Source organism: Pseudonocardia sediminis (assembly GCF_004217185.1).
Lineage (GTDB): Bacteria > Actinomycetota > Actinomycetes > Mycobacteriales > Pseudonocardiaceae > Pseudonocardia > Pseudonocardia sediminis.
Map to the genome: position 1 here is coordinate 2247285 of NZ_SHKL01000001.1, position 26089 is coordinate 2273373.

Annotated in this window: 24 protein-coding genes; 13 read left to right on the forward strand and 11 right to left on the reverse strand. The window is 72.6% G+C overall.

Going from position 1 to position 26089, the window contains the following annotated elements:
* The 3 genes from trpC (at position 1) to EV383_RS10495 (ending at position 2515) form a co-directional block, all read left to right on the forward strand.
* Positions 1-891 (forward strand): indole-3-glycerol phosphate synthase TrpC, encoded by an 891-nt coding sequence (gene trpC, locus EV383_RS10485; RefSeq protein ID WP_130289738.1) that lies wholly within the window; start codon positions 1-3, stop codon positions 889-891.
* Positions 892-953: 62 nt separating this feature from the next.
* On the forward strand, positions 954-1880 hold the full coding sequence (gene lgt, locus EV383_RS10490; protein WP_130289739.1) for a prolipoprotein diacylglyceryl transferase: 927 nt from the start codon (positions 954-956) through the stop codon (positions 1878-1880).
* The gene (locus EV383_RS10495; protein ID WP_130289740.1) at positions 1877-2515 is read left to right on the forward strand and encodes a DUF2461 domain-containing protein; all 639 of its coding nucleotides are present in this window, start codon (positions 1877-1879) and stop codon (positions 2513-2515) included. Before lgt ends, EV383_RS10495 begins: the two co-directional genes overlap by 4 nt.
* A gap of 161 nt (positions 2516-2676) precedes the next feature.
* On the opposite strand, the gene EV383_RS10500 is transcribed toward EV383_RS10495, so the two are convergent.
* Positions 2677-3045 (reverse strand): VanZ family protein, encoded by a 369-nt coding sequence (locus EV383_RS10500; protein ID WP_242623008.1) that lies wholly within the window; start codon positions 3043-3045, stop codon positions 2677-2679.
* A gap of 72 nt (positions 3046-3117) precedes the next feature.
* Between EV383_RS10500 and pyk the strand changes: the two genes are divergently transcribed.
* The 3 genes from pyk to EV383_RS10515 are packed head-to-tail and all read left to right on the forward strand — an operon-like array spanning position 3118 to position 6285.
* Positions 3118-4542: a pyruvate kinase gene (pyk, locus tag EV383_RS10505; RefSeq protein ID WP_130289741.1), complete on the forward strand. Its 1425-nt coding sequence runs from the start codon at positions 3118-3120 to the stop codon at positions 4540-4542.
* A gap of 55 nt (positions 4543-4597) precedes the next feature.
* Complete coding sequence (locus tag EV383_RS10510; RefSeq protein WP_130289742.1) at positions 4598-5572, forward strand: acyl-CoA thioesterase; 975 nt, start codon at positions 4598-4600, stop codon at positions 5570-5572.
* On the forward strand, positions 5569-6285 hold the full coding sequence (locus EV383_RS10515) for a dienelactone hydrolase family protein (RefSeq protein ID WP_130289743.1): 717 nt from the start codon (positions 5569-5571) through the stop codon (positions 6283-6285). Before EV383_RS10510 ends, EV383_RS10515 begins: the two co-directional genes overlap by 4 nt.
* Positions 6286-6295: 10 nt before the next feature.
* On the opposite strand, the gene EV383_RS10520 is transcribed toward EV383_RS10515, so the two are convergent.
* Positions 6296-7279, reverse strand: coding sequence for a TIGR03617 family F420-dependent LLM class oxidoreductase (locus EV383_RS10520; protein WP_130289744.1), 984 nt, complete (start codon positions 7277-7279; stop codon positions 6296-6298).
* A gap of 46 nt (positions 7280-7325) precedes the next feature.
* On the opposite strand from EV383_RS10520, the gene EV383_RS10525 reads away from it, so the two are divergent.
* Positions 7326-8639 carry an O-acetylhomoserine aminocarboxypropyltransferase/cysteine synthase family protein gene (locus EV383_RS10525; RefSeq protein WP_130289745.1) on the forward strand — a complete coding sequence of 438 codons (1314 nt, stop codon included), beginning with the start codon at positions 7326-7328 and terminating at the stop codon, positions 8637-8639.
* A 1-nt stretch (position 8640) separates the two neighbouring features.
* On the forward strand, positions 8641-9147 hold the full coding sequence (locus EV383_RS10530) for a CoA-binding protein (RefSeq protein WP_130289746.1): 507 nt from the start codon (positions 8641-8643) through the stop codon (positions 9145-9147).
* A 31-nt stretch (positions 9148-9178) separates the two neighbouring features.
* Here the strand turns inward: EV383_RS10530 and EV383_RS10535 are convergent, their stop codons facing one another.
* The 3 genes from EV383_RS10535 to EV383_RS10545 form a co-directional block, all read right to left on the reverse strand.
* Positions 9179-9679 carry a hypothetical protein gene (locus tag EV383_RS10535; protein WP_130289747.1) on the reverse strand — a complete coding sequence of 167 codons (501 nt, stop codon included), beginning with the start codon at positions 9677-9679 and terminating at the stop codon, positions 9179-9181.
* Between the two features lie 71 nt (positions 9680-9750).
* Positions 9751-10212, reverse strand: a complete 462-nt coding sequence (locus EV383_RS10540) for a GNAT family N-acetyltransferase (RefSeq protein ID WP_130289748.1) — start codon at positions 10210-10212, stop codon at positions 9751-9753.
* 57 nt (positions 10213-10269) lie between these two features.
* Complete coding sequence (locus EV383_RS10545; RefSeq protein ID WP_130289749.1) at positions 10270-11433, reverse strand: DUF418 domain-containing protein; 1164 nt, start codon at positions 11431-11433, stop codon at positions 10270-10272.
* A gap of 131 nt (positions 11434-11564) precedes the next feature.
* Here EV383_RS10545 and EV383_RS10550 point away from each other — a divergent pair, with 131 nt between their 5' ends.
* Positions 11565-12551 carry a malate dehydrogenase gene (locus tag EV383_RS10550; RefSeq protein WP_130289750.1) on the forward strand — a complete coding sequence of 329 codons (987 nt, stop codon included), beginning with the start codon at positions 11565-11567 and terminating at the stop codon, positions 12549-12551.
* A gap of 200 nt (positions 12552-12751) precedes the next feature.
* On the forward strand, positions 12752-12877 hold the full coding sequence (locus EV383_RS32605; protein ID WP_278044823.1) for a hypothetical protein: 126 nt from the start codon (positions 12752-12754) through the stop codon (positions 12875-12877).
* A 62-nt stretch (positions 12878-12939) separates the two neighbouring features.
* On the opposite strand, the gene EV383_RS10555 is transcribed toward EV383_RS32605, so the two are convergent.
* The 5 genes from EV383_RS10555 to EV383_RS10575 all read right to left on the reverse strand — a co-directional run bounded on the left by EV383_RS10555 (position 12940) and on the right by EV383_RS10575 (position 21725).
* Positions 12940-14340: an HNH endonuclease signature motif containing protein gene (locus tag EV383_RS10555; RefSeq protein WP_130289751.1), complete on the reverse strand. Its 1401-nt coding sequence runs from the start codon at positions 14338-14340 to the stop codon at positions 12940-12942.
* A gap of 304 nt (positions 14341-14644) precedes the next feature.
* Positions 14645-16399 carry a malto-oligosyltrehalose trehalohydrolase gene (gene treZ, locus EV383_RS10560; protein ID WP_165438298.1) on the reverse strand — a complete coding sequence of 585 codons (1755 nt, stop codon included), beginning with the start codon at positions 16397-16399 and terminating at the stop codon, positions 14645-14647.
* A 16-nt stretch (positions 16400-16415) separates the two neighbouring features.
* On the reverse strand, positions 16416-18785 hold the full coding sequence (gene treY, locus EV383_RS10565; RefSeq protein WP_130289753.1) for a malto-oligosyltrehalose synthase: 2370 nt from the start codon (positions 18783-18785) through the stop codon (positions 16416-16418).
* 10 nt (positions 18786-18795) lie between these two features.
* Positions 18796-20952 carry a glycogen debranching protein GlgX gene (gene glgX, locus EV383_RS10570; RefSeq protein ID WP_130289754.1) on the reverse strand — a complete coding sequence of 719 codons (2157 nt, stop codon included), beginning with the start codon at positions 20950-20952 and terminating at the stop codon, positions 18796-18798.
* Positions 20953-21257: 305 nt separating this feature from the next.
* A complete protein-coding gene (locus tag EV383_RS10575; protein WP_130289755.1) occupies positions 21258-21725 on the reverse strand; it encodes a PPOX class F420-dependent oxidoreductase in 468 nt (155 codons plus the stop codon).
* Between the two features lie 58 nt (positions 21726-21783).
* Between EV383_RS10575 and EV383_RS10580 the strand changes: the two genes are divergently transcribed.
* The 3 genes from EV383_RS10580 (at position 21784) to EV383_RS32610 (ending at position 24400) form a co-directional block, all read left to right on the forward strand.
* Positions 21784-22212: an HIT family protein gene (locus tag EV383_RS10580; protein ID WP_130289756.1), complete on the forward strand. Its 429-nt coding sequence runs from the start codon at positions 21784-21786 to the stop codon at positions 22210-22212.
* A 9-nt stretch (positions 22213-22221) separates the two neighbouring features.
* Complete coding sequence (locus EV383_RS10585) at positions 22222-22818, forward strand: histidine phosphatase family protein (protein ID WP_130289757.1); 597 nt, start codon at positions 22222-22224, stop codon at positions 22816-22818.
* Between the two features lie 271 nt (positions 22819-23089).
* Positions 23090-24400, forward strand: a complete 1311-nt coding sequence (locus EV383_RS32610) for a GGDEF domain-containing protein (protein WP_278044824.1) — start codon at positions 23090-23092, stop codon at positions 24398-24400.
* Positions 24401-24403: 3 nt separating this feature from the next.
* On the opposite strand, the gene EV383_RS10595 is transcribed toward EV383_RS32610, so the two are convergent.
* Positions 24404-25717 carry a GGDEF domain-containing protein gene (locus tag EV383_RS10595; RefSeq protein ID WP_130289758.1) on the reverse strand — a complete coding sequence of 438 codons (1314 nt, stop codon included), beginning with the start codon at positions 25715-25717 and terminating at the stop codon, positions 24404-24406.
* Positions 25718-26089: the final 372 nt, after the last annotated feature.

The window sequence follows — 26089 nt, forward strand, 5'->3', positions numbered from 1 at the left end:
ATGTCCGCAGGCGATCGGGAGCGCGGATCCGAAGGGGGAGGCGGCACGGTGGGCGAGCAGAACGGGACCAGCCGGAACGGGGCCAGTGTCCTCGAGTCCATCGTGGCCGGGGTGCGGGCCGACCTGGCGGTGCGCGAGGCCGCCGTCGACTTCACCGAGATCAAACGACGGGCCGCCGCGGCGGCGGGGCCGCGCGACGCGATGGCCGCGCTGCGCGAGCCGGGCGTCGGCCTGATCGCCGAGGTGAAGCGCGCGAGCCCCTCCAAGGGGGCGCTGGCCGACATCCCGGACCCGGCGGTGCTCGCCTCGGCCTACGCCGAGAACGGCGCCCGGGTGATCAGCGTGCTCACCGAGCAGCGGCGCTTCGGCGGCTCGCTGGCCGACCTCGACGCGGTGCGCGCCGCCGTCGACGTGCCGGTGCTGCGCAAGGACTTCGTCGTCACGCCCTACCAGGTGCACGAGGCGCGGGCGCACGGCGCGGACCTGGTGCTGCTGATCGTCGCGGCACTGGAGCAGAACGTCCTGGACTCGCTGCTGGACCGGGTGCAGTCGCTCGGGATGACGCCGCTGGTCGAGGTGCACACCGAGGAGGAGTGCGACCGGGCGCTCGAGGCCGGGGCGAAGCTGATCGGGGTGAACTCGCGCAACCTGCACACGCTCGAGGTGAACCGGTCGGTCTTCGGCGAGATCGCCCCCGGCCTGCCCAGCGACGTGCTGCGCGTCGCCGAGTCCGGCGTCCGCGGCCCGGGCGACCTGCTGACCTACGCCGGGTGGGGCGCGGACGCCGTGCTCGTCGGCGAGGGACTGGTGACCAGCGGTGACCCCGCCGGTGCCGTGCGGGGTCTGGTCGCGGCCGGTTTCCACCCGTCGTGCAGCCGCACCGCGCGCTAGACGTGGTGTTCTAGCCGGGCAGGCCCCGCCGGGCGTGCGGGGCGTCGTTATACCGTGGCCGGGTGAGTGCTGCGCTGGACCTGGCCCCGACCGTGCTGGCCGCGATCCCGAGCCCGGACCGCGGCGTCTGGCACCTCGGCCCCGTCCCGATCCGGGCGTACGCGCTGTGCATCATCGCCGGCATCGCGGTGGCCCTGTGGTGGGGCGAGAAGCGCCTGGTCGCCCGCGGCGGTGAGCCCGGCACGGTGCTCGACGTCGCGGTGTGGGCCGTCCCGTTCGGTCTCGTCGGTGGGCGGCTCTACCACGTGGCGACCGACTGGCCGACCTACTTCGGCCCCGGCGGACAGCCGCTGGACGCGCTGAAGATCTGGAACGGCGGGCTCGGCATCTGGGGCGCGATCGCGCTCGGCGGGGTCGGGGCCTGGATCGCCTGCCGCCGTCGCGGGCTGCCGTTGCCGATCTTCGCCGACGCCGTCGCGCCCGGGATCGTGGCCGCGCAGGCGATCGGGCGGCTGGGCAACTGGTTCAACCAGGAGCTCTACGGCGCCCCGACGACGCTGCCGTGGGGCCTGGAGATCTACCGCCGGGTGGACCCGGCGACCGGCGCCGAGGACCCGCTCGGCGGTGTCGCGCTCGACCCGACGCCGATCGCGGTCGTCACGCCGACGTTCCTCTACGAGCTGCTGTGGAACCTCGTCGTGGCCGCGATCGTGGTCTGGGCCGACCGCCGCTTCCGGCTCGGGCACGGCCGGGCGTTCGCCGTGTACGTGGCCGGCTACACGCTGGGCCGGTTCTTCATCGAGCTGATGCGCACCGACCCGGCGACCCGGGTGTTCGGCGACATCCGGATCAACGTGGTCGTCTCGGGCGTGGTGTTCCTCGGTGCTGCGGCCTACGTCGCGTTCGCCAAGCGGGGCCGCGAGGAGATCGCGCCGCGCGAGACCGACCCCGACGAGGCCGATCCCGAACCGGCCGACCGCACGTCGTGAGCGCGTTCGCCGGGTTCGGCGAGTACGCCGTCGAGTTCTACGACGGGCTCGTCGCCGACAACTCGAAGGCCTACTGGACCGACCAGCGCGAGACCTACGAGCGCGACGTCCGCGGCCCGATGACCGCGCTGCTGGCCGACCTGGAACCGGAGTTCGGCGCCGGCAAGGTGTTCCGCCCGTACCGCGACGTGCGGTTCTCCCACGACAAGACGCCGTACAAGACCCACTGCGGCGGGTACGCCTCGCCGTTCTACGTGGAGGTCTCCACCGAGGGGCTGATGGCGGCCGGCGGCTACTACGGCATGGCCCCCGACCAGGTCGCCCGCTACCGCGCCGCCGTCGACGACGAGCGCCGCGGCGAGGACCTGCGCGCCCGCCTGCAGGAGGCGGAGGCGACGGGCCTGACCGTCGGCGGGGAGCGGCTCAAGACCCGTCCGCGCGGCGTCGACCCCGGCCACCCGCGCCTGGAGCTGATGCGGCACAAGGGCCTGCACGTCTCGCGCCGCTGGCCGCCGGACGACGTCCTGCACGGGCCCGGGGCCCGCGACCGGGTGCGGAAGGTCTGGCGCGCCGCGCGCCCGCTGTCGGAGTGGCTCGCCGACCACGTCGGACCGAGCGAGCAGCCCCGCCGCTGACCGGCCCGGCCCGGTGACCGGCCCCGCCGGGTGGCCGACCGTATCCGCACCCCTCCCGTCGATCCGCACCCGCTGCAGGAGGTGCGGATGGCAGGCAGGGGTGCGGATGCGGCCCACGGAGCCGGCCCGGGCGGGAGGGGGCGGCCGGGTCGGTGGCGGGGTCAGCGTGTGCGGGGTGTGGTCGTCCGGCGGGTGCGGTGGACGAGGTGGAACGCGAGCAGGCCGAGGAGTGCACCGGCCAGGTCGGTCAGAGCGTCCAGGACGTCGCCGTCGCGTCCGATCGGGAGCACGGACTGCAGCACCTCCGACACCCCGGCGTAGAGCACGAGACCCGCGAGCAGCGGGCCGGCGCGCAGCCCGGCCCACCGGCCGGTCACCGCGAGCAGCGCGAACACCAGCAGGTGGATGACCTTGTCGGTGCCCGGCGGAGCGGTCGGGACCCCGGACGCCGGGGTGAAGAACACGACCAGGCTCAGCACGATCGCGGCGCCCAGCGGCGCGAACCGGCGCAATCCTCGTGTTCCGCCCACCGCTCGACTCCGTCTCCTGCCGTCTTCCGTCCAGCAACCTGATCGTTTCAGACAGGCGTTAAGCTGGGACGCGTGACTCGCCGTACGAAGATCGTCTGCACCATCGGACCGGCCACCGCGACGCCGGACCGTATCCGGGATCTGGTCGATGCCGGGATGGACGTCGCGCGGCTCAACTTCAGCCACGGCGACCGCGCCGACCACAAGAACGTCTACACGATGATCCGCCAGGCCGCGGACGACGCGGGCCGCGCCGTCGGCATCCTCGCCGACCTGCAGGGCCCCAAGATCCGCCTCGGCCGGTTCGCCGACGGGCCCACCGAGTGGCAGACCGGTGAGGAGGTGCGGATCACCGTCGACGACGTGCCCGGCACCCACGACCGCGTCTCCACCACCTACAAGGGCCTGGCCACCGACGCCCGGGTGGACGACCGCCTGCTCGTCGACGACGGCAAGGTCGGCCTGCGCGTCGTTGCGATCGACGGCAACGACGTCGTCTGCCGCGTCACCGAGGGCGGACCGGTCAGCGACAACAAGGGCCTGAACCTGCCCGGCATGAACATCACGGTGCCGGCGATGTCGGAGAAGGACATCTCCGACCTGGAGTTCGCGCTCAAGCTGCGCGTCGACGTCGTCGCGCTGTCGTTCGTGCGCAGCCCGGCCGACGTCGACCTCGTGCACAAGATCATGGACAACGCCGGGGGCGGACGCCTGCCGGTGGTGGCCAAGCTGGAGAAGCCCGAGGCCGTCGACAACCTCGAGGCCATCGTGCTGGCCTTCGACGGCGTGATGGTCGCCCGCGGCGACCTCGGCGTGGAGCTGCCGCTGGAGAACGTGCCGCTGGTGCAGAAGCGGGCGATCCAGATCGCCCGGGAGAACGCCAAGCCGGTGATCGTGGCCACCCAGATGCTCGACTCGATGATCACCAACTCGCGCCCGACCCGGGCCGAGGCCTCGGACGTCGCGAACGCGGTGCTCGACGGCAGCGACGCGGTGATGCTCTCCGGCGAGACGAGCGTCGGGCGCTACCCGATCAAGACGGTGCGCACGATGTCGCAGATCGTGGAGGCCGTCGAGGCCGGCCCGGCCGACGTGCCGCCGCTCAACCACGTCCCGCGCACCAAGCGCGGGGTGCTCTCCTACGCCGCCCGCGACATCGGCGAGCGGCTCTCCGCCCGCGCGCTGGTGGCGTTCTCGCAGTCCGGGGACACCGTGCGGCGCCTGTCGCGGCTGCACACCCGTCTCCCGCTGCTGGCGTTCACCCCGGAGCCCGCGGTGCGCAGCCAGCTCGCGATGACCTGGGGCGTGGAGACGTTCCTGGTCGACCGGGTCGAGTCGACCGACGCCATGGTCCGCCAGGTCGACCACGCGATCCTCTCGATCGGCCGGTTCAAGCCGGGTGACCTGGTGGTCATCGTCGCCGGCTCGCCGCCCGCGACCGTCGGCTCGACGAACCTGATCCGCGTGCACCGCCTCGGCGAGGACGACCACGCCTGACCCGACCCCGTGCGCGGCGGTGCCTCCTGGAGGACGGGGCACTGCCGGAGCGACGATGTCCGCGCACGAGGGCGACACGACCGGCCTGGCAGACTCCCCGGACGTGAGCATCCCCGACTCGGACACGTCCGGCCCCGCACCCGAGGTCGCCGCCGACGGCAGGCCCCGCGGCCAGGCCGTGCTCGACGACCTCGTCGGGCTCCTGGACCTGGAGCGGCTGGAGGAGAACCTCTTCCGCGGCGTCAGCCCGCCGCACTCGTTGCCGCGGGTGTTCGGCGGTCAGGTCGCGGGACAGGCGCTCGTCGCGGCGGGTCGTACGGTGCCCGACGACCGGCACGTCCACTCGTTGCACGCCTACTTCATCCGGCCGGGCGACCCGAGCGTCCCGATCGTCTACGAGACCGAGCGGGTCCGCGACGGCCGGTCGTTCACCACGCGGCGGGTACTCGGCATCCAGCACGGCGAGGCGATCTTCTCGCTGTCCGCGTCGTTCCAGGTGCCCCAGCACGGTCTCGAGCACACCGAGCCGCTGGCGGTCGACGCCCCCGACCCGGAGTCGTTGCCCGACCTCGGGACCCGGGCGAGCCAGGGCGACAGCAGCTGGCTGACCGACACCCCGCGGCCGCTGGACATCCGCCTGGTCGAGGAGCCGGTCTGGTCGGCGCGGCGCACCGGTGCCTCGGACGGCCCGATGCGGGTCTGGATGCGCGCCGACGGCCGGCTGCCCGACCACCAACTCCTGCACGTCTGCCTGCTCACCTACGCCAGCGACCTGACGCTGCTGGGCTCCGTCCTGGCCCGCCACGACGTGGCGTCCTCGCAGGTCCAGATGGCGAGCCTGGACCACGCGATGTGGTTCCACGAGCCGTTCCGCGCCGACGAGTGGCTGCTCTACACCTGCTACTCGCCGTCCGCGTCCGGCGGGCGTGGGCTGGCCACCGGCCGCTTCTACACCGCCGACGGTCGTCTGATCGCCAGCACGATGCAGGAGGGGCTGGTCCGCCTGCCCTCCGGAGAGAAGCCCTCATGACCGTCGAGTCCGACGTCTCGATCCCCAGCCTCAACGGCGGGACGCTGCCCGGTTTCCTGGTCCGCCCGGAGGACACCGCGGGCAGCGCACCGCACCCGGCGCTGCTGATGATCTACGAGGCGTTCGGCATGACCGCCGAGATGCGCCGGATCGCCCGCGAGCTCGCCGCGGAGGGCTACACCGTCCTGGTGCCGGACCTGTTCGCCCGCGGGAAGATCCGGGCGCTGTGCGTGGCCGCGACGATGAACGCCATGAACACCGGCAAGGGCGCGGCCCTCGGGGACCTGGAGTCCGCCCGCCGCTGGCTCGTCGGTCAGCCGACCGTCGACGGCGACCGGATCGGCACGATCGGCTTCTGCATGGGCGGCGGGTTCGCGCTGCTGCTGGCCGACACCGGTCTCTACAAGGTCAGCGCCCCGTTCTACGGCCGCGCCCCGCTGCCGCTGGAGCGCGCCTGCCCGGTGGTCGGCAGCTACGGCGGCCGGGACGGGTTCATCGGGGACTACGGGGACGAGCTCGAAGCCGATCTGACGCGCAACGGCGTCCCGCACGACGTCAAGACCTACCCCGAGGCCGGCCACTCGTTCATGACCCGCACCGAGGGCGTCTCCGGCGCGATCGCGTCCCGGACGCCGATGCACGCCGAGTACCACGAGGCCAGCGCCACCGACGCCATGAACCGCGTCCTGACGTTCTTCCGCGAGCACCTCTGAGAGGTACTGGTCAGCGCATCGCCTCGACGAGGGCGGTGAAGCGGGACGGGGGAGGGGTGTCGCCGGGGATGTTGAACCGCAGGCGGTGCGCGACGTCGCCGAAGCGCGCCCGCAGCGTCGCCGCGATCTCGGTCTCGGATCCGACGGCGCACATCTCGTGCAGGATGTCATCGGTGACCAGCGGGACCATGTCGTCCCAGCGGCCCTGTTTGGACAGCCGGTTGAGCTCGTCCTGCAGGTCGCCCCAGCCGTGCAGCTCCAGCACCGGGCGGTAGGCGGGCGTGGAGCCGTAGAACGAGATCTGCTTGCGGACGGCCTCGACGTCACGCTCGTCGAGGGCGACGAACGGGGAGACCGACAGCTCGAACGCCCCGGCGCCGGCGGGCCGGTGGGCCTCGATCTCCGGGACGATCACCTCCCGCAGGTAGCGCTCGGTGAGGAACGGGTGCGCGAACAGCCCGTCCGCGACCTGCGCCGCCGTGCGCAGCATGTGCGGCCCGACGGCGGCCAGGAACACCTTCGGCGCGCCGTGCGGGTTCGGCGGCGGGCTGAAGTTCGGCGTCATCAGCGAGTGGTCGTAGAACTCGCCGCGGTGGGTGAGCTTCTCGCCGGTCTCCCAGGCGTGCCAGATCGCGCGCAGTGCCGTCACGAACTCGTGCATCCGCGCCGCGGGCTTCGACCACGGCATCGAGAACCGGCGCTGGATGTGCGGGCGGACCTGGCTGCCCAGACCGAGCACCAGCCGTCCACCGGAGTAGCGCTGCAGCTCCCAGGCCGCGTACGCGACCGTCATCGGGGTGCGGGCGAACGCGATCGCCACCGACGGGCCGATCTCGATCCGCGACGAGTGTTCCGCGGCCAGGGCGAGGCCGGGGAACGGGTCGCCCACGCTGTTCTCGGCGTTCCAGGCGCCGTCGTAGCCGATCTCCTCGGCCGAGGCGGCGTCGCCGCCGCTGGTGCCGAGCCCGTCACGCAGCCGTGCGTCGATCTTCACCCCGGTGAGGTTGCCCTCCACACGGGCCGCCGGTCAACGGGGCAGGATGGAGACCATGAGCGATCAGCAGCAGGACCGGTCCTGGGGTTTCCGGACCCGGGCCGTCCACGCCGGGGCGGTGCCCGACTCCGAGACCGGGTCGCGCGCGGTGCCGATCTACCAGACGACGAGCTACGTCTTCAACGACACCCAGGACGCGGCGAGCCTGTTCGCGCTGCAGAAGTACGGGCTGATCTACAGCCGGATCGCGAACCCGACCGTCGCCGTGCTCGAGGAGCGCCTGGCGAGCCTCGACGGCGGCATCGGCGCGGTGGCGACGGCCAGCGGCCAGTCCGCGGAGTTCCTGACCTTCGCCGCGCTCGCCGGGGCCGGGGACCACATCGTGTCGGCGTCGGCGCTCTACGGCGGCACGATCACCCAGCTCGACGTGACGCTGCGCCGTTTCGGCATCGACACCACGTTCGTCCCCGGCACCGACCCGGCCGACTACGCCGCCGCGATCACCGAGAAGACGAAGCTGATCTTCGCCGAGGTCGTGTCCAACCCCGGCGGCGAGGTCTCCGACATCGCCGGTCTGGCCGAGGTCGCGCACGCCCGCGGCATCCCGCTCGTCATCGACAACACGCTCGGCACCCCGTACCTGTGCCGCCCGATCGAGCACGGCGCCGACATCGTGATCCACTCGGTGACGAAGTTCCTCGGCGGGCACGGCACCACGCTCGGCGGCGTCGTCGTCGAGGCCGGGACGTTCGACTGGGGCAACGGCAACTTCCCGGTCATGACCGAGCCGGTCCCGTCCTACGGCGGCCTGAGCTGGTGGGGCAACTTCCAGGAGCTCGGCTTCCTGACCAAGCTGCGGGCCGAGCAGCTGCGCGACGTCGGCGCGACGCTGTCGGCGCACTCGGCGTTCCTGCTGCTGCAGGGCGTGGAGACGCTGCCGCAGCGGATGGACCAGCACGTGGCGAACGCTCAGAAGGTCGCGGAGTGGCTCGAGGCCGACCCGCGGGTGGGCTACGTGCGCTACTCCGGCCTGCCGAGCCACCCCCACCACGAGCGGGCGAAGAAGTACCTCCCGCAGGGGCCCGGCGCGGTGTTCGCGTTCGGTGTGGCCGGTGGCCGTGCGGCCGGGGCGCGGTTCATCGAGTCGGTGCAGCTGTGCAGCCACCTGGCCAACGTCGGCGACGTGCGCACCCTCGTCCTGCACCCGGGCTCGACGACGCACCAGCAGCTGACGCAGTCCCAGCTCGACGAGGCCGGCGTCCCGGAAGATCTGATCCGGATCAGCGTTGGACTGGAGGACCCCGAGGACATCATCTGGGACCTGGACCAGGCCCTGACCGCGGCGTCGAAGGAGGCGTGAGATGACCACGACCCAGGAGACGACACCGACCTGGACGAACCCGCCCGCGATCCGCCGCCAGCAGATCCTGCGTGACACCCGCACCGTCGCGGTGGTCGGTGCGTCCGCGAACGCGGCCCGGGCCAGCAACTTCGTCGCGACCTACCTGCTGGCCTCGACCGGCTTCGACGTCTACTTCGTCAACCCGAACGCCACCGAGATCCTCGGACGTCCGGTGTACGCCTCGCTGGACGCGCTGCCGGTCGTCCCGGACCTGGTGGACGTGTTCCGCAAGCCCGCGGACCTGTCCGGGGTGCTGGACGAGGTGCTCGCGCTGGACCCGCACCCGTCCACGTTCTGGCTGCAGTTCGGGCTGTTCGACGAGGGGTTGGCCCGGCGTGCGGAGAAGGCCGGGCTGGAGGTCGTGATGGACCGCTGCCTCAAGGTCGAGCACGCCCGCTTCCACGGCGGCCTGCACCTGGCCGGCTTCGACACCGGGGTGATCTCCTCGCGCCGCCGGGACGGCTGAGGCCTACCCGAGCAGCGCTACCCGAGCAGCGTTACCCGAGCAGGGCGACGGCGACGGCGTAGAGCACCCAGAACACGGGGAAGGCCACCAGCACCAGGAGGCCGACCCCGATCCGGTTGCGTCGCGCCGGGAGGAACAGCACGCCCACCGTGAGCAGGAACGGCAGCGTGATCGCCGCCGACCGCAGGCCCCAGCCCGCGCCGACCCCGGTCACCAGGGCGAGCACGACCGCGACCACCGCCCACACCCCGGCCGCGACCAGGCAGCGGGGCAGGAACGTCTCGCGCCGGCCCGCCGAGATCGGCGGCCGCTCGTGCTCGAGTGCGGCCGGGTACGGCGGCGCGCCGGGCATCGGCGCGTGCGGCGGGAAGCGCTGCGGGTCGAAGGGCGAGTAGCCCGGCGCGCCCTGCCAGGAGAACTTCGGCTGACTCAGGTCCTCCTGCGCCGCACCGTCGGTCCCGGTGTGCGTGCTCCCCGTACCGGACGTCCTGCGGGAGCCCGTGGGGCGCTGAGCCCGGTCCTCGTCGGCCACGGTGACGACCCTAGCCACGCCCCGACCGTCGCGCGCGGGAGCGGAGCGACGTCGGCTCGACATCCGCGTCCCTACGAGGATCGGCCCTCGAGGGACTTGGCGAAGAAGACGCGGCGGTAGCCGTCCTGCTCGGCCCGGCGGGTCTCGACGTAGCCCTTGCGGGGGTAGTAGTCGAGGTTCTCGGTCATGGCCTCGTTGGTGTAGAGCTCGATCCGGTCGTGGCCGCGGGCCACCGCCTGCTCCTCGGCCAGTGCCAGAAGCCGTGCGCCGACACCACGGCCCTGGGCGAGCGGGTCGACCGCCACGTTGTCGAGCAGCAGGTGGTCGTCGGTGTCGAGGAGGACGATGAAGCCGACCATCCGGCCGTCGTCCTCGGCGACCCACATCGTGCCGGCGTCGACGACGGCGGCGTAGTCGGCCTCCATCGGCGCCGGCGGACGGCCGATCCGCTCGGTGTAGTGCCGGTAGGCGTCGTGCGCCAGGCGCCGGGCCCGGTCGACGTCGGCGGGTTCCGCGGGCCGGATCGTGACCATGGACCGACCGTAGACGATCACGGTCACCGGGTCAGGGAGACGATCACGGTCACCGGGTCAGGATCGTCGGCCTGGGTCCGGGCCGGGTTCGGCCACCGGGTTCCGCGAGCCGTAGGTGAGCCGTCGCAGGAGGGCCTCGGCCGGGCCACGCCGGCCGGTCCGCGCACTCGCGACGGCCAGGAGGACCGTGATCAGCCACGTCCCGATCCCGACCAGCGCCGCACCCCACAGCGGCGTCGTCGCGCCGAGTCCGAGCGCCCACGCCGGGAACAGCGCCGCGAACACCACGGACTGGGCGAGGTAGCAGGACAGCGACCGCTGCCCGGCCGCCCGCAGCGCGTCGACGGCCCGGGAGCGACGCCCGGCCGTCCGGACCGCGAGCAGGCCGAACAGCGCCGCGTAACCCGCCGCACCCGCGTAGCCGGCGACCGTGTTCACCGAGCCGGACAGCGAGGCGAGCTCCGGTGCCGCGTTCCAGGTCCCGGTCAGCAGCAGGGCCTGGGGGAGCCCGCCGGCCACCGCACCGGCCCCACCCACGACGGCGACGCGGACGAGCAGGGCGCGGTGTCGTCCCGGTTCGTCGAGCAGCCGTGCCCGCGCGGCGAGCCCACCGACCGCGACCGCACCGGCGACGGCGACCAGCTGTCCGAGCAGGCCGGCCAGGACCCACTCGCCCGCACGCGCGACGAGCGCGGCCACCGGGTCCGTCATCATGATCGACAGGAACGACCCGGGCGGGCTGCCCGGGACCGGCGGCACCCCGGCGGTCAGCGCCCCGGCCAGGACCAGCCCGCCGACGGCGACGACGGCCAGCGACGTCGCCGGGCCGCGCACCACCAGCCCCGCCAGCACGACGGCGAGCAGCCCGTAGGCGCCGACGATCTCCCCGGACCACAGCAGCACCCCGTGCGCCAGCCCGATCGCGACCATCGCGACGCCGCGGCGGCGGACCAGCGCCACGGCCGCGTCCCCGTCGCGCCGTCGCGCGAGCTGCACGACGCCGTAGCCGAAGAGCAGGCCGAACAGGGGATAGGCGCGCCCGTCGACGAACAGCGTCTCGACCCAGACCACCACCCGGTCCGGCATGCTCAGCTGCCCCGGCACGATCCCGAACACGTAGCGATGCACGTTGGCCAGGGCGATCAGCAGGAGCATCGCGCCGCGGGCGAGGTCGGGCGCGGGAGCGCGGTCCGCTGCCGGGGTGGGGCCGGCGGCGGTCATGGCACCAGGCTATCCGCGACGGCCGGACGAGCCACTCGTTCCGGACGCGGCGATGTGGCACTGACCACGCCTGCGCCCGTGTGTGCTCCCCGTCGCGGCGGGTCGGGGCCGACCCGGCTATGGTCCGCGTCGTGTCTGCTACCCCCGTTACCGTCACTGTCACCGGAGCCGCTGGCCAGATCGGTTACGCGCTGCTCTTCCGGATCGCCTCCGGCCAGCTGCTGGGGCCCGACACCCCGGTCAAGCTGAACCTCCTGGAGATCCCGCAGGCCGTCAAGGCCGCCGAGGGCACCGCGATGGAGCTCGACGACTGCGCGTTCCCGCTGCTGCGCGGCATCGACATCTTCGACGACGCCGGCCAGGCGTTCTCCGGAGCCAACGTCGCCCTGCTCGTCGGCGCCCGCCCCCGCACCAAGGGCATGGAGCGCGGCGACCTGCTCGAGGCGAACGGCGGCATCTTCGGCCCGCAGGGCAAGGCCATCAACGACGGCGCCGCGGACGACATCCGCGTCCTGGCCGTCGGCAACCCGGCCAACACCAACGCCCTGATCGCCCAGGCCGCCGCGCCGGACGTCCCGGCCGAGCGCTTCACCGCGATGACCCGTCTCGACCACAACCGCGCTCTGGCCCAGCTGGCCAAGAAGCTCGACGTGTCGCTGGACGAGATCAGGAAGCTCACGATCTGGGGCAACCACTCGGCCACCCAGTACCCCGACCTCTTCCACACCGAGGTCAACGGGAAGATCGCCGCCGAGCAGGTCGACGAGACCTGGCTCAAGGACGAGTTCATCCCGACCGTCGCCAAGCGCGGCGCCGCGATCATCGAGGCCCGGGGCGCGTCCTCGGCCGCCTCGGCCGCGAACGCCGCCATCGACCACGTCCACGACTGGGTCAACGGCACCCCCGACGGCGACTGGACCTCCGCCGCGATCCCGTCCGACGGGTCCTACGGCGTGGCCGAGGGGATCATCTCCTCGTTCCCGGTCACTTCGAAGAACGGCAAGTGGGAGATCGTCCAGGGCCTGGAGATCGACGCCTTCTCCCGCGAGAAGATCGACGCCAGCGTCGCCGAGCTCACCGAGGAGCGCGAGGCCGTGCAGAAGCTGGGCCTCCTCTGATCCGAGCACTTCCACCGATGGGCCTCTCCCGCGCCGGGAGGGGCCCTTCGGTCTGTGTGCCGGTGGGTCGTCGGCCATCTCGCCGTTGCGGGCGCCGGGTTCCTGCCGGATCTCCGTCAGTGGTGGTGGCCCAGGAGACGACGGCCCGGCCGTCGGCGCGGACCGGGGGCGCGGACCGGGGGCGCGGACGAACGGACCCGGTGATCGCCGCACACGGAGAGATCCCGGATCTGGTCGACGAGGACCCGCCGCCGCTGTCCGCCGACGAGATCCCACAGCTCCCGGGGGAACCCGGTTCCGGGCTCGCCGAGAAGGACGGCGCATAGCCGGGGACGTGCCGTGCCGGGCAGGGGCTGAACGTGGTGCAGCCGAACCGGAGACGGCCCGTTCACCGACGTTGCAGGCCGAAGAGGTCGTCGAGGTTCGCGACGCGGACGCCGCCGGACCTGCGCGCAGGCTCCGACCTCGTCGCATCGGACGGCGTCTCCCGCCGCTGACCCGGAATGCTGATCATCGCGGGCTGTCGGCGTGGTGTCCGGCTGGGGTCGATCCACGCCGGTGGGAGGAACTCGGGTAGCCCGTCGCGGATGCGGACGTCCCACCCGGGGTGGTGGATCAGCCGGTGATGTTGTCGGCAGAGCATCACGAGGTTGTCGATCTTCGTTTCGCCGTGTTCTTCCCACGGGATGACGTGGTGGACCTCGCACCACGACGGCGGCCGGTCGCAGCCCGGGTGGGCGCAGCCGCGGTCCCGGGCGATGACCGCGCGGCGGAGACCGTCGGGGATTGTCCGGGTCGCCCGGCCCACGTCGAGGGGCTGACCCTTCCCGTCAAACACGATGGGGATGACCGCGGAGTCACACGCCATCATCCGCAACGTTTCCGCGGAGGTGCGCCCACCGAAGTCCAGCATCCCGGTCTTGGCGCGCTTCTCCAGATCCTCCAGGGAGATGATCACCGAGATCTGCGGGCGACGCCCACCCGTCTCGGGAACCAGCCCCGCGGGACCGTGCGATAACGCGTAAGCGCACACCTCGGCCAGGGCCTCGGCCTGGCGCTGCGCGGGCTCGCGGGTCTCGTCTGACGACGTCGGCTTGGACTTGGCGTCGATCACCGTGGCGATGGTGTCGAACATGGCCGCGTCGTCGAAACGCCCGGTGATCTTCCCGCCCGGCCGGTTGCGGTGCCGCACGATCCGCAGCTCGTTGACCTCCGGCTCCGGCCGGTCGTCATCGGGCTCGGGACCGTCCTGGTCCAGCTTCTCGACCAGCGCAGTGCCCCACACCTGCAGCTCGTTCGGCGTGTACTCGCAGGACTTGGCGCCGATCTGCGCTTCCGCGGCGGACCACACCTCGGGCGTGAGCCGCTCCGCGGCGCGGGTCGCCAGGACCTTCGCCACGACCTCGACATGACGCAGGCTCGTGCGACCGGCGTCGAACACCTCGGCGGTGGCGGGCAGCCGCGGAGGTAGGACGGTGCCGTCCAGAGCGGTCCTGCCCACCACGTTCTCCGCGGCCATCACATGGCGGCGGGCCTCGAACCGCTCCCAGCCGAGAAGATCGGACAACGCAGAAGCGCTGTTCTTGTAACCGCGCGAGGTGAACACATCCCGCCGCTCGGCACCGGCGAGGACCCCGACAGAGAGGTTATCGAGGCGCCGCCGCGCGGCTTCGCAGGCGATGAGCACGTTGATCTGCTCGGTGTCACTCGCGCCCAGGGTGGCGGCGCGGAGTTCTTCGACGGCCTCGATGAGGCGGTCGTGCGCTGCGGCGACCCGGCCGGTGGACATGCCTCCATCATACTCGAACGCATGTTCGTATCAAGACCTGTCATCGCAGGTAGGAGGCCGTTTGTCGCCACGACGGAAGCTGCTCATCGGAACACCGAACGCCCCTCCAGGTCCCAGAGGGGCGTTCGGGTGAGCTGCGCTCGGACGGCGATCATCGTCTCCGGCTCGGCGCCGACCGGGGCGCTGCCCCGGATCGCCCACGCCCGCGGCGACGACGATCAGAGCCACTGGAGGTCGCCCGCGGGCTGGTCTGAGGGTCGACCCGGGCTCAGGCGCCGACCTGGTCTCGGGCGCCGATCTTGTCTCAGGCGTCGATCTGAGCGATGGCGAAGGCCTCGCCGGGGACGGTGAAGCTGTCCTCACGGCTCTGCGTCGGTTCGGACGCGAGCAGGATCCGGGTGATCACCGCGCCGAGAGAGAGCGTCACCGGCTCGGGGCCGAGGTTGACCACCACCCGCAGACGGCCGCGGTTGACCACCAGCGTGCGGGCCTGCTCGTGCACGTCGACGCCGATCGAGTCCAGCCACGGGTCCGAGAGCTCCGGCCACGTCTTGCGCAGCCGGATCAGCTCCTGGTGCATCCGCAGCAGGGTCGTGTGCGGCTCCTGCTCGGACTCGGCCCAGTCGAGCTTCGAGTCCAGGAACGTGTTCTCCGCGTTCGGGTCCGGGACCTCCTGCCCGCCCGCGGTGGCCGCCCAGCCGTGGTCGGCGAACTCCGCGGTACGCCCGGTGCGGACGGCCTCGCGCAGCTTCGGGTCCGGGAAGCAGGAGAAGAACTGCCACGGCGTCCGCGCACCCCACTCCTCGCCCATGAACAGCATCGGGGTGAAGCCGGAGGTGAACAGCAGCGCCGCCCCGCACGCCATCAGGCCGGGGGACAGGGTCTCGGTGAGCCGGTCGCCGGTGGCGCGGTTGCCGATCTGGTCGTGGTTCTGCAGGTAGGTCACGAACCGGGTGCCCGGGATCTTCCCGGTGTCGACCGGGGCCCCGTGGCTGCGCATCCGGAACGTCGACCAGGTGCCCTCGTGCAGGAACCCGCGGGTCAGCACCTGCGCGAGCCCGTTCAGACCGGCCTCGGCGAAGTCGGCGTAGTACCCCTGCGACTCGCCGGTGAGCACCGCGTGCAGGCAGTGGTGGATGTCGTCGGTCCACTGCGCGTCGAGACCGTAGCCGCCGCCCTCGCGGGAAGTGATCAGCTTGGGGTCGTTGAGGTCGGACTCGGCGATCAGCGACAGCGGACGGCCGGTGTGCGCCTCCAGGGCCGTCACCTCGACTGCCAGCTGCTCCAGGACGTGCTGGGCGCGGGTGTCGCGCAGCGCGTGCACGGCGTCGATCCGCAGGCCGTCGACGTGGAAGTCGCGCAGCCACATCAGGGCGTTGTCGATGACGTAGCGGCGGACCTCGTCGGAGTGCGGCCCGTCCAGGTTCAGCGAAGGGCCCCAGATGTTGCGCCCGGCGAAGTAGGGACCGAAGCGGTCCAGGTAGGCGCCGGAGGGACCGAGGTGGTTGTAGACGACGTCGAGAACGACGCCGATCCCGCGGGCATGCGCGGCGTCGACGAAACGCTTGAACGCGTCCGGGCCGCCGTAGTTCTCGGTGACGGCGTACCAGCCCACGCCGTCGTAGCCCCAGTTCCGCGGGCCGTCGACAGCGTTGACGGGGAGCACCTCGACCAGGTCGATGCCGAGCGCGACCAGGTGGTCGAGGCGCCCGATCGCGGCGTCGAACGTGCCCTCGTCGGTGAACGTGCCGATGTGGCACTCGTAGAGCACCGCGCCGGCGAGCGCCCGCCCGGTCCACTTGTCGTCGGTCCACCAGAACGCGTCCTGGTCGTAGCGCCGCGACGGCCCGTGCACGCCCTCGGGCTGCGACAGCGAGCGCGGGTCGGGCAACGGCGTCGGGTCGTCGTCGACGAGGAACGCATACGTCGTGCTGGGGCCGTTGTCCTCGATCTCGGCGCGCCACCAGCCGTCCTCACCGCGGTCGAGGCGGTACCGGTCGCCGTCGACGAGCGCGGTGACCTGCCGACGGTCGGGTGCCCACACGGCGTAGTCGGTCACGAGGGACATCCTTCCGTCACGGGGTCACCGTAGGTCGGGCCGGGCGGACGAGGAGAGCGACCGGGTAGTCGGCGAGCAGGGTGGACAGCAGCGGGGCCGGGCCGTCCACGGCCTTGCCGCTGACGACGTCGTGGAAGTCGGTGGCGCCGCCGGGCAGCGGCAGCACCGTCTCACCCCAGCCCCCGCGCGCGGCCAGGCCCTCCGGCAGCCGCGTGGCGACCGCGACGAGCTGTCCGCCCCCGCGGGTGAACGCGACGGCGTGGTCGGCGGCGGGGCCCTGGGCCGGTACCGGGACGTATCCGGTGAACAGCTCCGGGCGGGACCGGCGCAGCCGGGCGCACGCCGCGGTGACGAGGAGCTTCGCCGCGCCGTGCGTGTCGACCGGGGGCAGGTGGCCCTCGTCGATCCGGGCCAGCATGGCCTCCCGGGCACCGATGTCGACCGGGCGCCGGTTGTCCGGGTCCACCAGGGAGTACTCGAACAGCTCGGTGCCCTGGTAGACGTCGGGCACGCCCGGCCCGGCCATCTGCAGCAGCTTCTGGCCCAGCGAGTTCGACCACCCCGGCCCGGCGATCTCGTCGACGAACGCCGCGATCTCCGCGCTCAGCTCGGTGTCGCCGAGGACGGCCGCCGGCCACTCCGCGATCGCGGCGTCGACGTCGGGGACGCCGTTCACGTGGCTGGTGACGAGCTTGGCCTCCTTCGACGCCTTGCCCAGGTACCCGGCCAGACGCTCGGCGTCGATCGGCCACGCGCCGACGAGGCTCTGCCAGGCCAGCAGCTCCAGCGACCGGTCCGGCAGCGGGTGGCGCACCGACCACTCCCGGACCCGGGACGCCCAGTCCCCGGGGCGCTCGGCGAGCACGGCCAGGCGGGCCCGGACGTCCTCGGAGCGCTTGGTGTCGTGCGTGGACAGCGACGTCATCGTGTGCGGTGTGGACGCCTCGCGCGTCGCCGCGCCCGTGTGGAACTCGGCGGGGGAGACCCCGAACCGCGCCGGGTCGCCGCCGACCTCGTTGAGCGCGACGAACCGGTTGTAGCGATAGAACGCGGTGTCCTCGACGCCCTTGGCCATCACCATGCCCGACGTCTGCTGGACCCGGGTGGCGAACTCGCCGTGCGGCTCGGCCAGCAGCGCGGCGTGCAGGTCGGCGAGCACCGGGCCCAGGTCGGGACGGCGGGTGCGGGCCACCGCGACGGCGGCGTCGGCGTCGGCGCGGCCCTCGGACAGGTAGCTGCGGTAGACCGGGAAGCCGCAGAGCAGCTCGGCCACCGCGTCGCACAGGTCCTGGGCCGAGACGGCCGGGTCGGTGCCGGCACCCGGGCCGGAGTGGTAGGCGTCGGCGATCCGGCGCACCTCGGCGACCAGTAGCTCGTCGGCGACGAGGTGCCGGCCGTCGTTCTCGACGGTGTGCGCGTGCGGCTTCTCGCCGGTGTGCTCGGCGGCGAACTGGGTGAGCAGCCCGGCGCCGTCGGGGTCGACGAACACGCCGCAGATCTCGCGTAGTGCCTCGTAGCCGGTGGTGCCGTCGATCGGCCAGGACACCGGCAGCGTCTCACCGACGCCGAGGATCTTCTCCACCAGCAGCCAGCGGTCCGGGCCGATCTCGGCGCGCAGCCGGCGCAGGTACGCCCCCGGGTCGGACAGCCCGTCCGGGTGGTCGATCCGCAGGCCGACGATCGTCGGGTCCTCGGCGAGCCAGCGCAGCACCTCGCGGTGGGTGTCGGCGAAGACCTCCGGGTCCTCGACGCGCACCGCGGCCAGGTCGGAGACGTCGAAGAACCGGCGGTAGGTCAGCTCCGCCGCCCCGCGGCGCCAGGACACGAGCCGGTAGTGCTGGCGCTCGTGCACCTCCTGGGGCGTGCCCTCGTCACCCGTGCCCGGGGCGACCGGGAGGACGTGCTCGTAGTAGCGCAGCTCGGAGCGGTCGTCGGAGAGCTCGAGCTTGCCCAGCGCGGTCTCGGCGTCGGCGTCGAGGACCGGCAGCAGCACCGGTCCGGCGCCCCAGTCGATGTCGAAGTGGTGCGCGACGCGCGACGACTCGCCGTGCGTGAGCACGTCCCACCACCACGGGTTGTCCTTCGGCACCGCGACGCCGAGGTGGTTCGGGACGATGTCGAGCAGCATGCTCAGCCCGGCCGCGCGCAGGGCCGCGAGGAGCGCCACCCGACCGTCCTCGCCGCCCCGTTCGGCGGAGACCCGTGTCGGGTCGACGACGTCGTAGCCGTGGTTCGAACCGGTGCCCGAGGCCAGCAGCGGCGAGGCGTAGAGCGCCCCGACGCCGAGCCGGTCCAGGTAGCCGACGATCGCCGCGGCGTCGTCGAACGTCCGGTCCTTCGAGAACTGCAGCCGGTAGGTCGAGCCGGGCAGCGAACGCGCAGTCATAACGGGCGGATCAGCCCTTCCGTCGCAGGACGAGCAGGGAACGGGCGGGCACCGTCATCACCGAGCCGGCGGCGACCGGGTCGATGTCGGGCCCGTTGGCGTTCGTGGTCGGCGGGTGCACCTCGCCGGTGGCGGAGTCGACCACGGTCTCCCACGCCGACCCGAACTCGGCCGGCGGCACCGTGGCGTCGATGTCCTCCCAGTAGCTGTTGAAGTACAGCAGGAACGAGTCGTCGGTGACGCGCTCGCCGCGGTTGTCCACGTCGGCCAGGGCCTCGCCGTTGAGGAACACCCCGACGCAGCGGCCCAGGTCGTTGTCCCAGTCCTCCTCGGTCATCTCCTGACCGGTGGGGGTGAACCAGGCGATGTCGGCGATCGCGCCCTTGCGCCGGCGGCCGATCGGGCGGCCCTCGAAGAAGCGGCGGCGGCGGAAGACCGGGTGCGCGGCGCGGATCGCCGAGATCCCGGACGTGAACGTGATCAGGTCCGAGTTCTTGCCCGCGAGCGACCAGTCCTGCCAGGCGATCTCGTTGTCCTGGCAGTAGACGTTGTTGTTGCCGCCCTGGGTGCGGCCCAGCTCGTCGCCGTGCAGCAGCATCGGCGTGCCCTGGCTGAACATCAGCGTGGCCAGGAAGTTGCGCTGCTGCTTGGCCCGCAGCGCGAGCACGGTCGCGTCGTCGGTCGGGCCCTCGACGCCGCAGTTCCAGGAACGGTTGTGGCTCTCGCCGTCGTTGCCGTCCTCGCCGTTGGCGTCGTTGTGCTTGTCGTTGTAGGACGTCAGGTCGGCCAGGGTGAAACCGTCATGCGCGGTCACGAAGTTGATCGAGGCGTACGGGCGGCGGCCGTCGGCCTGGTAGAGGTCCGAGCTGCCGGTGATCCGGGACGCGAACTCACCGAGCGTGCCCGCCTCGCCGCGCCAGAAGTCGCGCACGGTGTCGCGGTACTTGCCGTTCCACTCCGTCCACAGGGGCGGGAAGTTGCCGACCTGGTAGCCGCCGGGACCGACGTCCCACGGCTCGGCGATCAGCTTGACCTGGCTGATCACCGGGTCCTGCTGGACGAGGTCGAAGAACGTCGAGAGCCGGTCGACGTCGTAGAACTCCCGGGCCAGGGTGGACGCGAGGTCGAACCGGAACCCGTCGACGTGCATCTCGGTGACCCAGTAGCGCAGCGAGTCCATGATCATCTGCAGCGTGTGCGGGTTGCGCACGTTGAGCGAGTTGCCGGTGCCGGTGTAGTCCATGTAGTACCGCTCGTCGCCCTCGACGAGGCGGTAGTACGCGGCGTTGTCGATCCCGCGCATGGACAGCGTCGGGCCCATGTCCGAGCCCTCGGCGGTGTGGTTGTAGACGACGTCGAGGATCACCTCGATGCCCGCGTCGTGCAGGTCGCGCACCATCGCCTTGAACTCCGGCACCTGCGAGCCCGGGCGGCGGGGCGCCGCGGCGTAGGCGTGGTGCGGCGCGAGGAAGCCGATGGTGTTGTAGCCCCAGTAGTTCGCGAGGCCGTTCTGCTCGAGGTGGTGGTCGGTGATGAACTCGTGCACCGGCATCAGCTCGATCGCGGTGATGCCCAGGCGCTGCAGGTGCTCGATCATCGCCGGGTGCGCGATCCCGGAGTAGGTCCCGCGCATCTCCTCGGGGATCTCCGGGTGCTGCACCGTCAGCCCGCGCACGTGCGCCTCGTAGACGACGGTCTCGTTGTACGGGATCTTCGGCGGGCGATCCGAGCCCCAGTCGAAGTAGGGGTTGACCACGACCGACTTCGGCACGAACGGCGCCGAGTCGGTGTCGTTGCGGCTGTCCGGGTCCCCGAAGTTGTAGCCGAACACGGCCTCGTCCCAGGCCACCGGGCCGTCGAGGGCCTTGGCGTAGGGGTCGATCAACAGCTTGTTCGGGTTGCAGCGCTGCCCCTGCGCGACGTCGTAGGGACCGCCGACGCGGAAGCCGTAGCGCTGCCCCGGCTCGACCCCGGGCAGGTAGCAGTGCCAGACGAAGCCGTCGACCTCGGTCAGCCTGATCCGGGTCTCGACGTCGGGCTCGGTCGGGTCGAGCCCGAACAGGCTCAGCTCGACGGAGTCCGCGACCTCGGAGAAGATCGCGAAGTTGGTGCCGGCGCCGTCGTAGCTGGCGCCGAGCGGGTACGCGTGGCCCGGCCAGGGCTGCATGTGTGTCCCCTTACTTCCCGGCCGCGGCCGTGGTGGTGCCGGCCGCGGCCGGTCGGTCGTCGTGCGAAGGCTCGTGGTGCTGGGTGCTGGGTGCTCGCGGTGCTGGGTGCTCGTGCTGGGTGCTCGTCGTGCGGACGGCTCGTCGTGGTCGGGGCGAGGTGCGCGGGGCACAGGCGTGCACGCCGGGGTCCGGGGCGGCGACGGCCCGGGGACGGGCCCGAGCCGTCGTCCAGGCGTTCAACCTAGCCGAGCCCCCCGACAACCGTGCCGTCCCGGCGCCGGTGACGGGGGCGTCGGACGCGGTCCTAGTCCTCGGCGAACCGGGGAGGGAACCCGCCGGTGGCGATCGGGCTCCAGTACGTCGGGGTGATCCGGATGAGTGCTTTGCCCTGGTCACGCATGGCCTGGCGGTACTCGTCCCAGTCCGAGTGCTCGCCGGAGACGGCGCGGAAGTAGTCGACGAGCGGCTCCACCGCGTCCGGGAGTGTGATGAGTTCGGCGTCACCGTCGACCTGCACCCAGGCGGCGTTGAACTCCTCGGAGAGGACCACGACCGAGGCCCGGCCGGCGCGGGCGACGTTGTTCGACTTCGCGCGCTCGGGGTAGGTCGCGATCACGATCCGGCCCTGCTCGTCGACCCCGCCGGTGACCGGGGAGCCCTGAACCCCGCCGTCGGAGCGGGTGGTCAGCAGGATCATCTTGTGGCGCGGCGTCACGAACTCGAGGAGCTCGTCGCGTTCGACCCGGGTCGTGGTGGCAATCGTGCGAGGCATGCCCACGAGCCTAGGAGGGACGCCCGTGGTGTGCCGGGTCGCGCTAGGGTCGCACGCGATGACCACCATCTTCTCCAAGATCATCGACGGTGAGCTACCGGGCCGGTTCGTCTGGTCCGACGAGCACTGCGTCGGGTTCCTCTCGATCAACCCCCTCGGCCCGGGCCACACGCTGGTCGTGCCGCGGCAGGAGGTCGACCAGTGGGTCGACGCCGACCCCGCCCTGATCGCGCACCTGACCGAGGTCTCGCGCGTGATCGGCGTGGCCGTGCGCGAGATCTGGTCGCCGCCGCGGGTCGGGCTGCTGGTCGCCGGCTTCGAGGTGCCGCACCTGCACGTGCACGTGTTCCCGGCCTGGGACATGGCGGCGTTCGACTTCGCCAACGCGGCGGCCACGGTGGACGCGGCCGAGCAGGACGGGTACGCCGAGACGCTGCGGGAGACCCTGCGCGCGGCCGGGCACGGCGACCACGTCGCCGGCGCCTGACCCGTACCCGTGCAGCTCATCCTCGTCCGGCACGCCCTGCCCGACCGCGTCGCCCACGACGACGGGTCCACGGCCGACCCCTCGCTGACGCCGGAGGGCGAGGCGCAGGCCGGACGTCTGGTCGCCGCCCTGCGCGACGACCGGGTCGACGCCCTGTGGTCCAGCCCGATGCACCGCGCGCTGGAGACGGCGGCGCCGCTGGCCGCCGCCCTGGGCGCCGAGCCGACCGTCTCCGCGGACCTGCGCGAGTACGACGCCGAGGGCCGCGCCTACACCCCGATCGCCGAGATGGCCGACGCCGATCCGGACGTCTGGGAGCGGATGCGGTCCGGTCTGCTGCCCACCCACGTCGACGTCGAGGCGTTCTCCTCGCGGGTCGTGCGGGCGGTCGAGGACGTCGTCGCGGCGCACCCCGGCAAGGCCACCGCGGTCGTGGTCGCGCACGCCGGGGTGATCAACGCCTACCTGGCGTCGGTGCTGGAGATCCCGCGCCCGCTGCCGTTCCCGCTGGACTACGTCGGGGTCAGCCGCGTCATCTGCGCACGCGGCGGACGGCGCCGCGTGCGAACGGTCAATGAGGTCGCGCACGTCGCCGACCTGCTCTGATCCGGCCGCGAAGGCCCGAACGGATCACCCGATCGGGAACCGTTCGGCCCGCTCCGTGGACCCGTCGTCCCGTCTCCGGCCCACTCGTCGCGCACGATCGGCCACTGACCGGCCGACGGTCGGGTGGGCAGGACGTACCCCGCCGGTTTACCTACCCTCAGTAGATCGGCCGGACCGGGAGGGGGCGTCGCACGACGCACCGGGCCGGGCGTGGAGGGTGTCGCAACGCGATGGGAACGGCAGGACACACGTCCCGGACGCGGACGTCGACGTGACGGCGACGACGCGCCGGCTCGACGTCCGCCGGTGGCCGGTGTGGGCGCTGCGGCCCCGGATGCTGGTCCTACTCCTCCTCGTGGACCTGGCCGCGGCCGGCCTGGTCTCGGCGGGGCTCGTCCTGTTCCCTCCGGGCAGGACCGAGGTGCTCGGAGCCGTCGGGCTGGCCGTGCTGGGCATCGTGCACACCGAGCTGGCGACCGGCATCGAGCGCGTGCGGCGACGGGTCGCGCACAGCTCCTACTTCGACCTCAGTTCCGTGTGGACGTTCGCCGCGGCGTTGCTGCTGCCCGCACCACTGGCCGGAACGGTCGTCCTGGCCGTCTACGCGCACCTGTGGTTCCGGGTCTGGCGCCCGGCCGGGGCACCGCTGTTCCGCCACCTCTACACGACGGCGACGGTGGTGCTCGCCGTCCAGGTGGCGGGCCGTCTGCTGACGCCGGAGACGTTCGGGGCCGGGCCGGTCGACCCGCTCGTCAGCTATCCGGCGCTGATCGCCGCGATGGTCCTCTACGTCCTGGTCAACCAGGTGCTGGTGGGCCTGGCGATGAGCCTGTCCGCCGAGCGCAGGCTCAGCTGGCGGGACCTGGTCGGCGACTGGGACGACCACGTCCTGGAGGGCGCGACGCTGTGCCTGGCCGTGCTGGCCTCGGTCGCGGTGCTGCGTCAGCCGCTGCTCGTGCTGCTGGTCCTGCCGCCGCTGCTGGTGCTGCACCGCGCGGTGCTGATCCGCCAGCTCGAGGAGCGTGCCAACACCGACGCGAAGACCGGCCTGCTGACGTCCTCGGCGTGGCGGGGGCGGGCGACCCGGTCGCTGCTGCGCGCCCGGCGCAACCGGACCGCGGTCGCGGTACTGATCCTGGACCTGGACCACTTCAAGACCGTCAACGACACCTACGGCCACATCGCCGGTGACGAGGTGCTCGGCGCCGTGGCCAGCACCCTGCTCCGCGAGGTCCGCGACGGCGACCTGGTCGGCCGGTTCGGCGGCGAGGAGTTCGTGGTGCTGCTCTCCGGCCTGCCGGTGGCCGAGGCCGGACGCGTCCAGTCGCACGCCGCGGCCGAGCGCATCCGGCGCACCGTCCGCACCCTCGCCGTCGACGTCGGCACCCCGGACGCGCCGGTGGTGATCTCCGACCTGTCGGTGTCGGTGGGGGCGGCCCTGTCCGACGTGGACGGGAACACGATCGACGACCTCATGCAGATCGCGGACTACGCGCTCTACGCGGCCAAGCGTGGCGGGCGCAACCAGGTCCGCCTCGGCCGTCCCGACGGGATGGCCCGGCGCACCGCCGACGACGGCTGAGCGTCAGCTGCGCGGACGGCGGGGGCCACGGGGCCCGAAGCCGTGTGCTCCGGTCCGGACCGTGTCGCGCCCGGCCCGTTTCGCCGCGTAGAGCGCCGAGTCGGCCGTCTCCACCAGTGCGGTGAGGCCGTCGCCGTCGTGCGGGAACACGGCGCCGCCGACGGAGACGGTGACCGCCTCGATGGTGCGCGGGCCGTGCGGTCCGGAGACCTCGACCCGGACCTCGCCGACGCGGCGCCGGATCCGGTCGGCGATCCGGCGGACCTCGGCGTGGTCGGCGGAGCCGGACAGGCGGGGGAGCAGAACCACGAACTCCTCGCCTCCGAACCGGCCGACCAGGTCGTGGCCCCGGACCTCGGCCCGCAGCGTCCTCGCGATCGCGCCGAGCACCTCGTCCCCGGCGAGGTGTCCGTGCCGGTCGTTGACGGTCTTGAACATGTCCAGGTCGAGCACCAGCAGCCCGGCCGTCCCGCGTTCCCGGGCGACCGCGTCCAACGCCCGACCGGCCCGGGTGTGCCAGCCGGCCGCGTTGAGCAGGCCGGTCTTGGCGTCGGTGTCGGCCTGTTCCTCGAGGTCGCGCAGCGGCATCGTGCGGTGCAGGACCAGGATCGGCGGGATCACCAGGAGCAGCACGAACGGTGTCGACGACGCCAGCATCCCGGCGGCCAGCGCACCCAGGCAGAGCGTGGCCAGCTCGAGCGCCATCTCGTGACCGGTGCCGGGCACCCGCAGCACCCGCACGCCGGGCCCGGCCAGGGCCACGACGCCGAGCACCAGCCCGGTGTTGACTGCGGTGTAGGCGAGCAGGCCCGCGGCCACGGCGACCGGGAGGGCGAACGATCCGAGCCGCCCGAACCCGGGGAGCGCGATCACCGCCGCCGCGGCGTGCACCGCGAGCACGATGGTGGCGGTCGAGTAGACGTGCCGGTGGACCGGTGCCCGCAGCGGTCGCCGGGTCCGCAGGTGCAGGTAGAGGTACAGGCCGACGACGACGGCCGAGGCGGCGACCGGCGGCAGCAGGATCGCGACCGCGAACGTCCACACCGAGTTAAGGTCGACGTGATGGACGCCGGGGGTGCGTCGGCGCAGCCGGTCCACGCCCAGGGCGATCTCGTGGTGCAGGACCCCCGCCGCGAGCAGGACCGCGCCGGTGGCGGCCTCGGCGGGGGACGGCGGTGCCGCGCCGCGCAGCAGGTCGGCGACGACGACGGCGGCCGCGGTGGCCACGACGGCGAGCACCACGACGACGACGGCGGCCGGGAGTGACCGGATCGACGATCGGGGCGTCCGGAGGGCGGGGGAGTGAACGGAGGGCACGGGTGGCACTCCCTTCGCTCCTGCCGTGTCGGGTCGTCCGTCGGGGTGGGTCGATGATAGCGGCAGTGATGGCGGAGGGTGACGGCCAGGTGTCCGAGCTCCTGGGGTTTCCCGGATCGATACGGCCGAAAGAGTGAAGATGTGAACGCACAGCGTCACCGGAAACGAGGCCGTTCTCGTGTCCGCGCGGGCAGACGACCGTTCTCCGCGGCCCGTCGGGGGCGGTCCGGCGACGCCCGGCGCCGCGTGCCGGTGACCGTGGACTCGTGCGGTCCGGACGGTCGTCCGCGCCGGTCCTCCGTAGAGTGGGGGTCGGCCCATGGAGCGAGACGGCGCGGCCCCCGGCACCGGCCGTGGCGGCCGCCGAGGAGG

Coding starts and splice junctions, on each gene's coding strand:
- trpC (WP_130289738.1), top strand. CDS start 1: ATGTCCGCAGGCGATCGGGAGCGCGGATCCGAAGGGGGAGGCGGCACG.
- EV383_RS10510 (WP_130289742.1), top strand. CDS start 4,598: ATGTCCGCGCACGAGGGCGACACGACCGGCCTGGCAGACTCCCCGGAC.
- EV383_RS10515 (WP_130289743.1), top strand. CDS start 5,569: ATGACCGTCGAGTCCGACGTCTCGATCCCCAGCCTCAACGGCGGGACG.
- EV383_RS10525 (WP_130289745.1), top strand. CDS start 7,326: ATGGAGACCATGAGCGATCAGCAGCAGGACCGGTCCTGGGGTTTCCGG.
- EV383_RS10530 (WP_130289746.1), top strand. CDS start 8,641: ATGACCACGACCCAGGAGACGACACCGACCTGGACGAACCCGCCCGCG.
- EV383_RS10540 (WP_130289748.1), bottom strand. CDS start 10,212: ATGGTCACGATCCGGCCCGCGGAACCCGCCGACGTCGACCGGGCCCGG.
- EV383_RS10545 (WP_130289749.1), bottom strand. CDS start 11,433: ATGACCGCCGCCGGCCCCACCCCGGCAGCGGACCGCGCTCCCGCGCCC.
- EV383_RS10555 (WP_130289751.1), bottom strand. CDS start 14,340: ATGTCCACCGGCCGGGTCGCCGCAGCGCACGACCGCCTCATCGAGGCC.
- treY (WP_130289753.1), bottom strand. CDS start 18,785: ATGACTGCGCGTTCGCTGCCCGGCTCGACCTACCGGCTGCAGTTCTCG.
- glgX (WP_130289754.1), bottom strand. CDS start 20,952: ATGCAGCCCTGGCCGGGCCACGCGTACCCGCTCGGCGCCAGCTACGAC.
- EV383_RS10575 (WP_130289755.1), bottom strand. CDS start 21,725: ATGCCTCGCACGATTGCCACCACGACCCGGGTCGAACGCGACGAGCTC.
- EV383_RS10580 (WP_130289756.1), top strand. CDS start 21,784: ATGACCACCATCTTCTCCAAGATCATCGACGGTGAGCTACCGGGCCGG.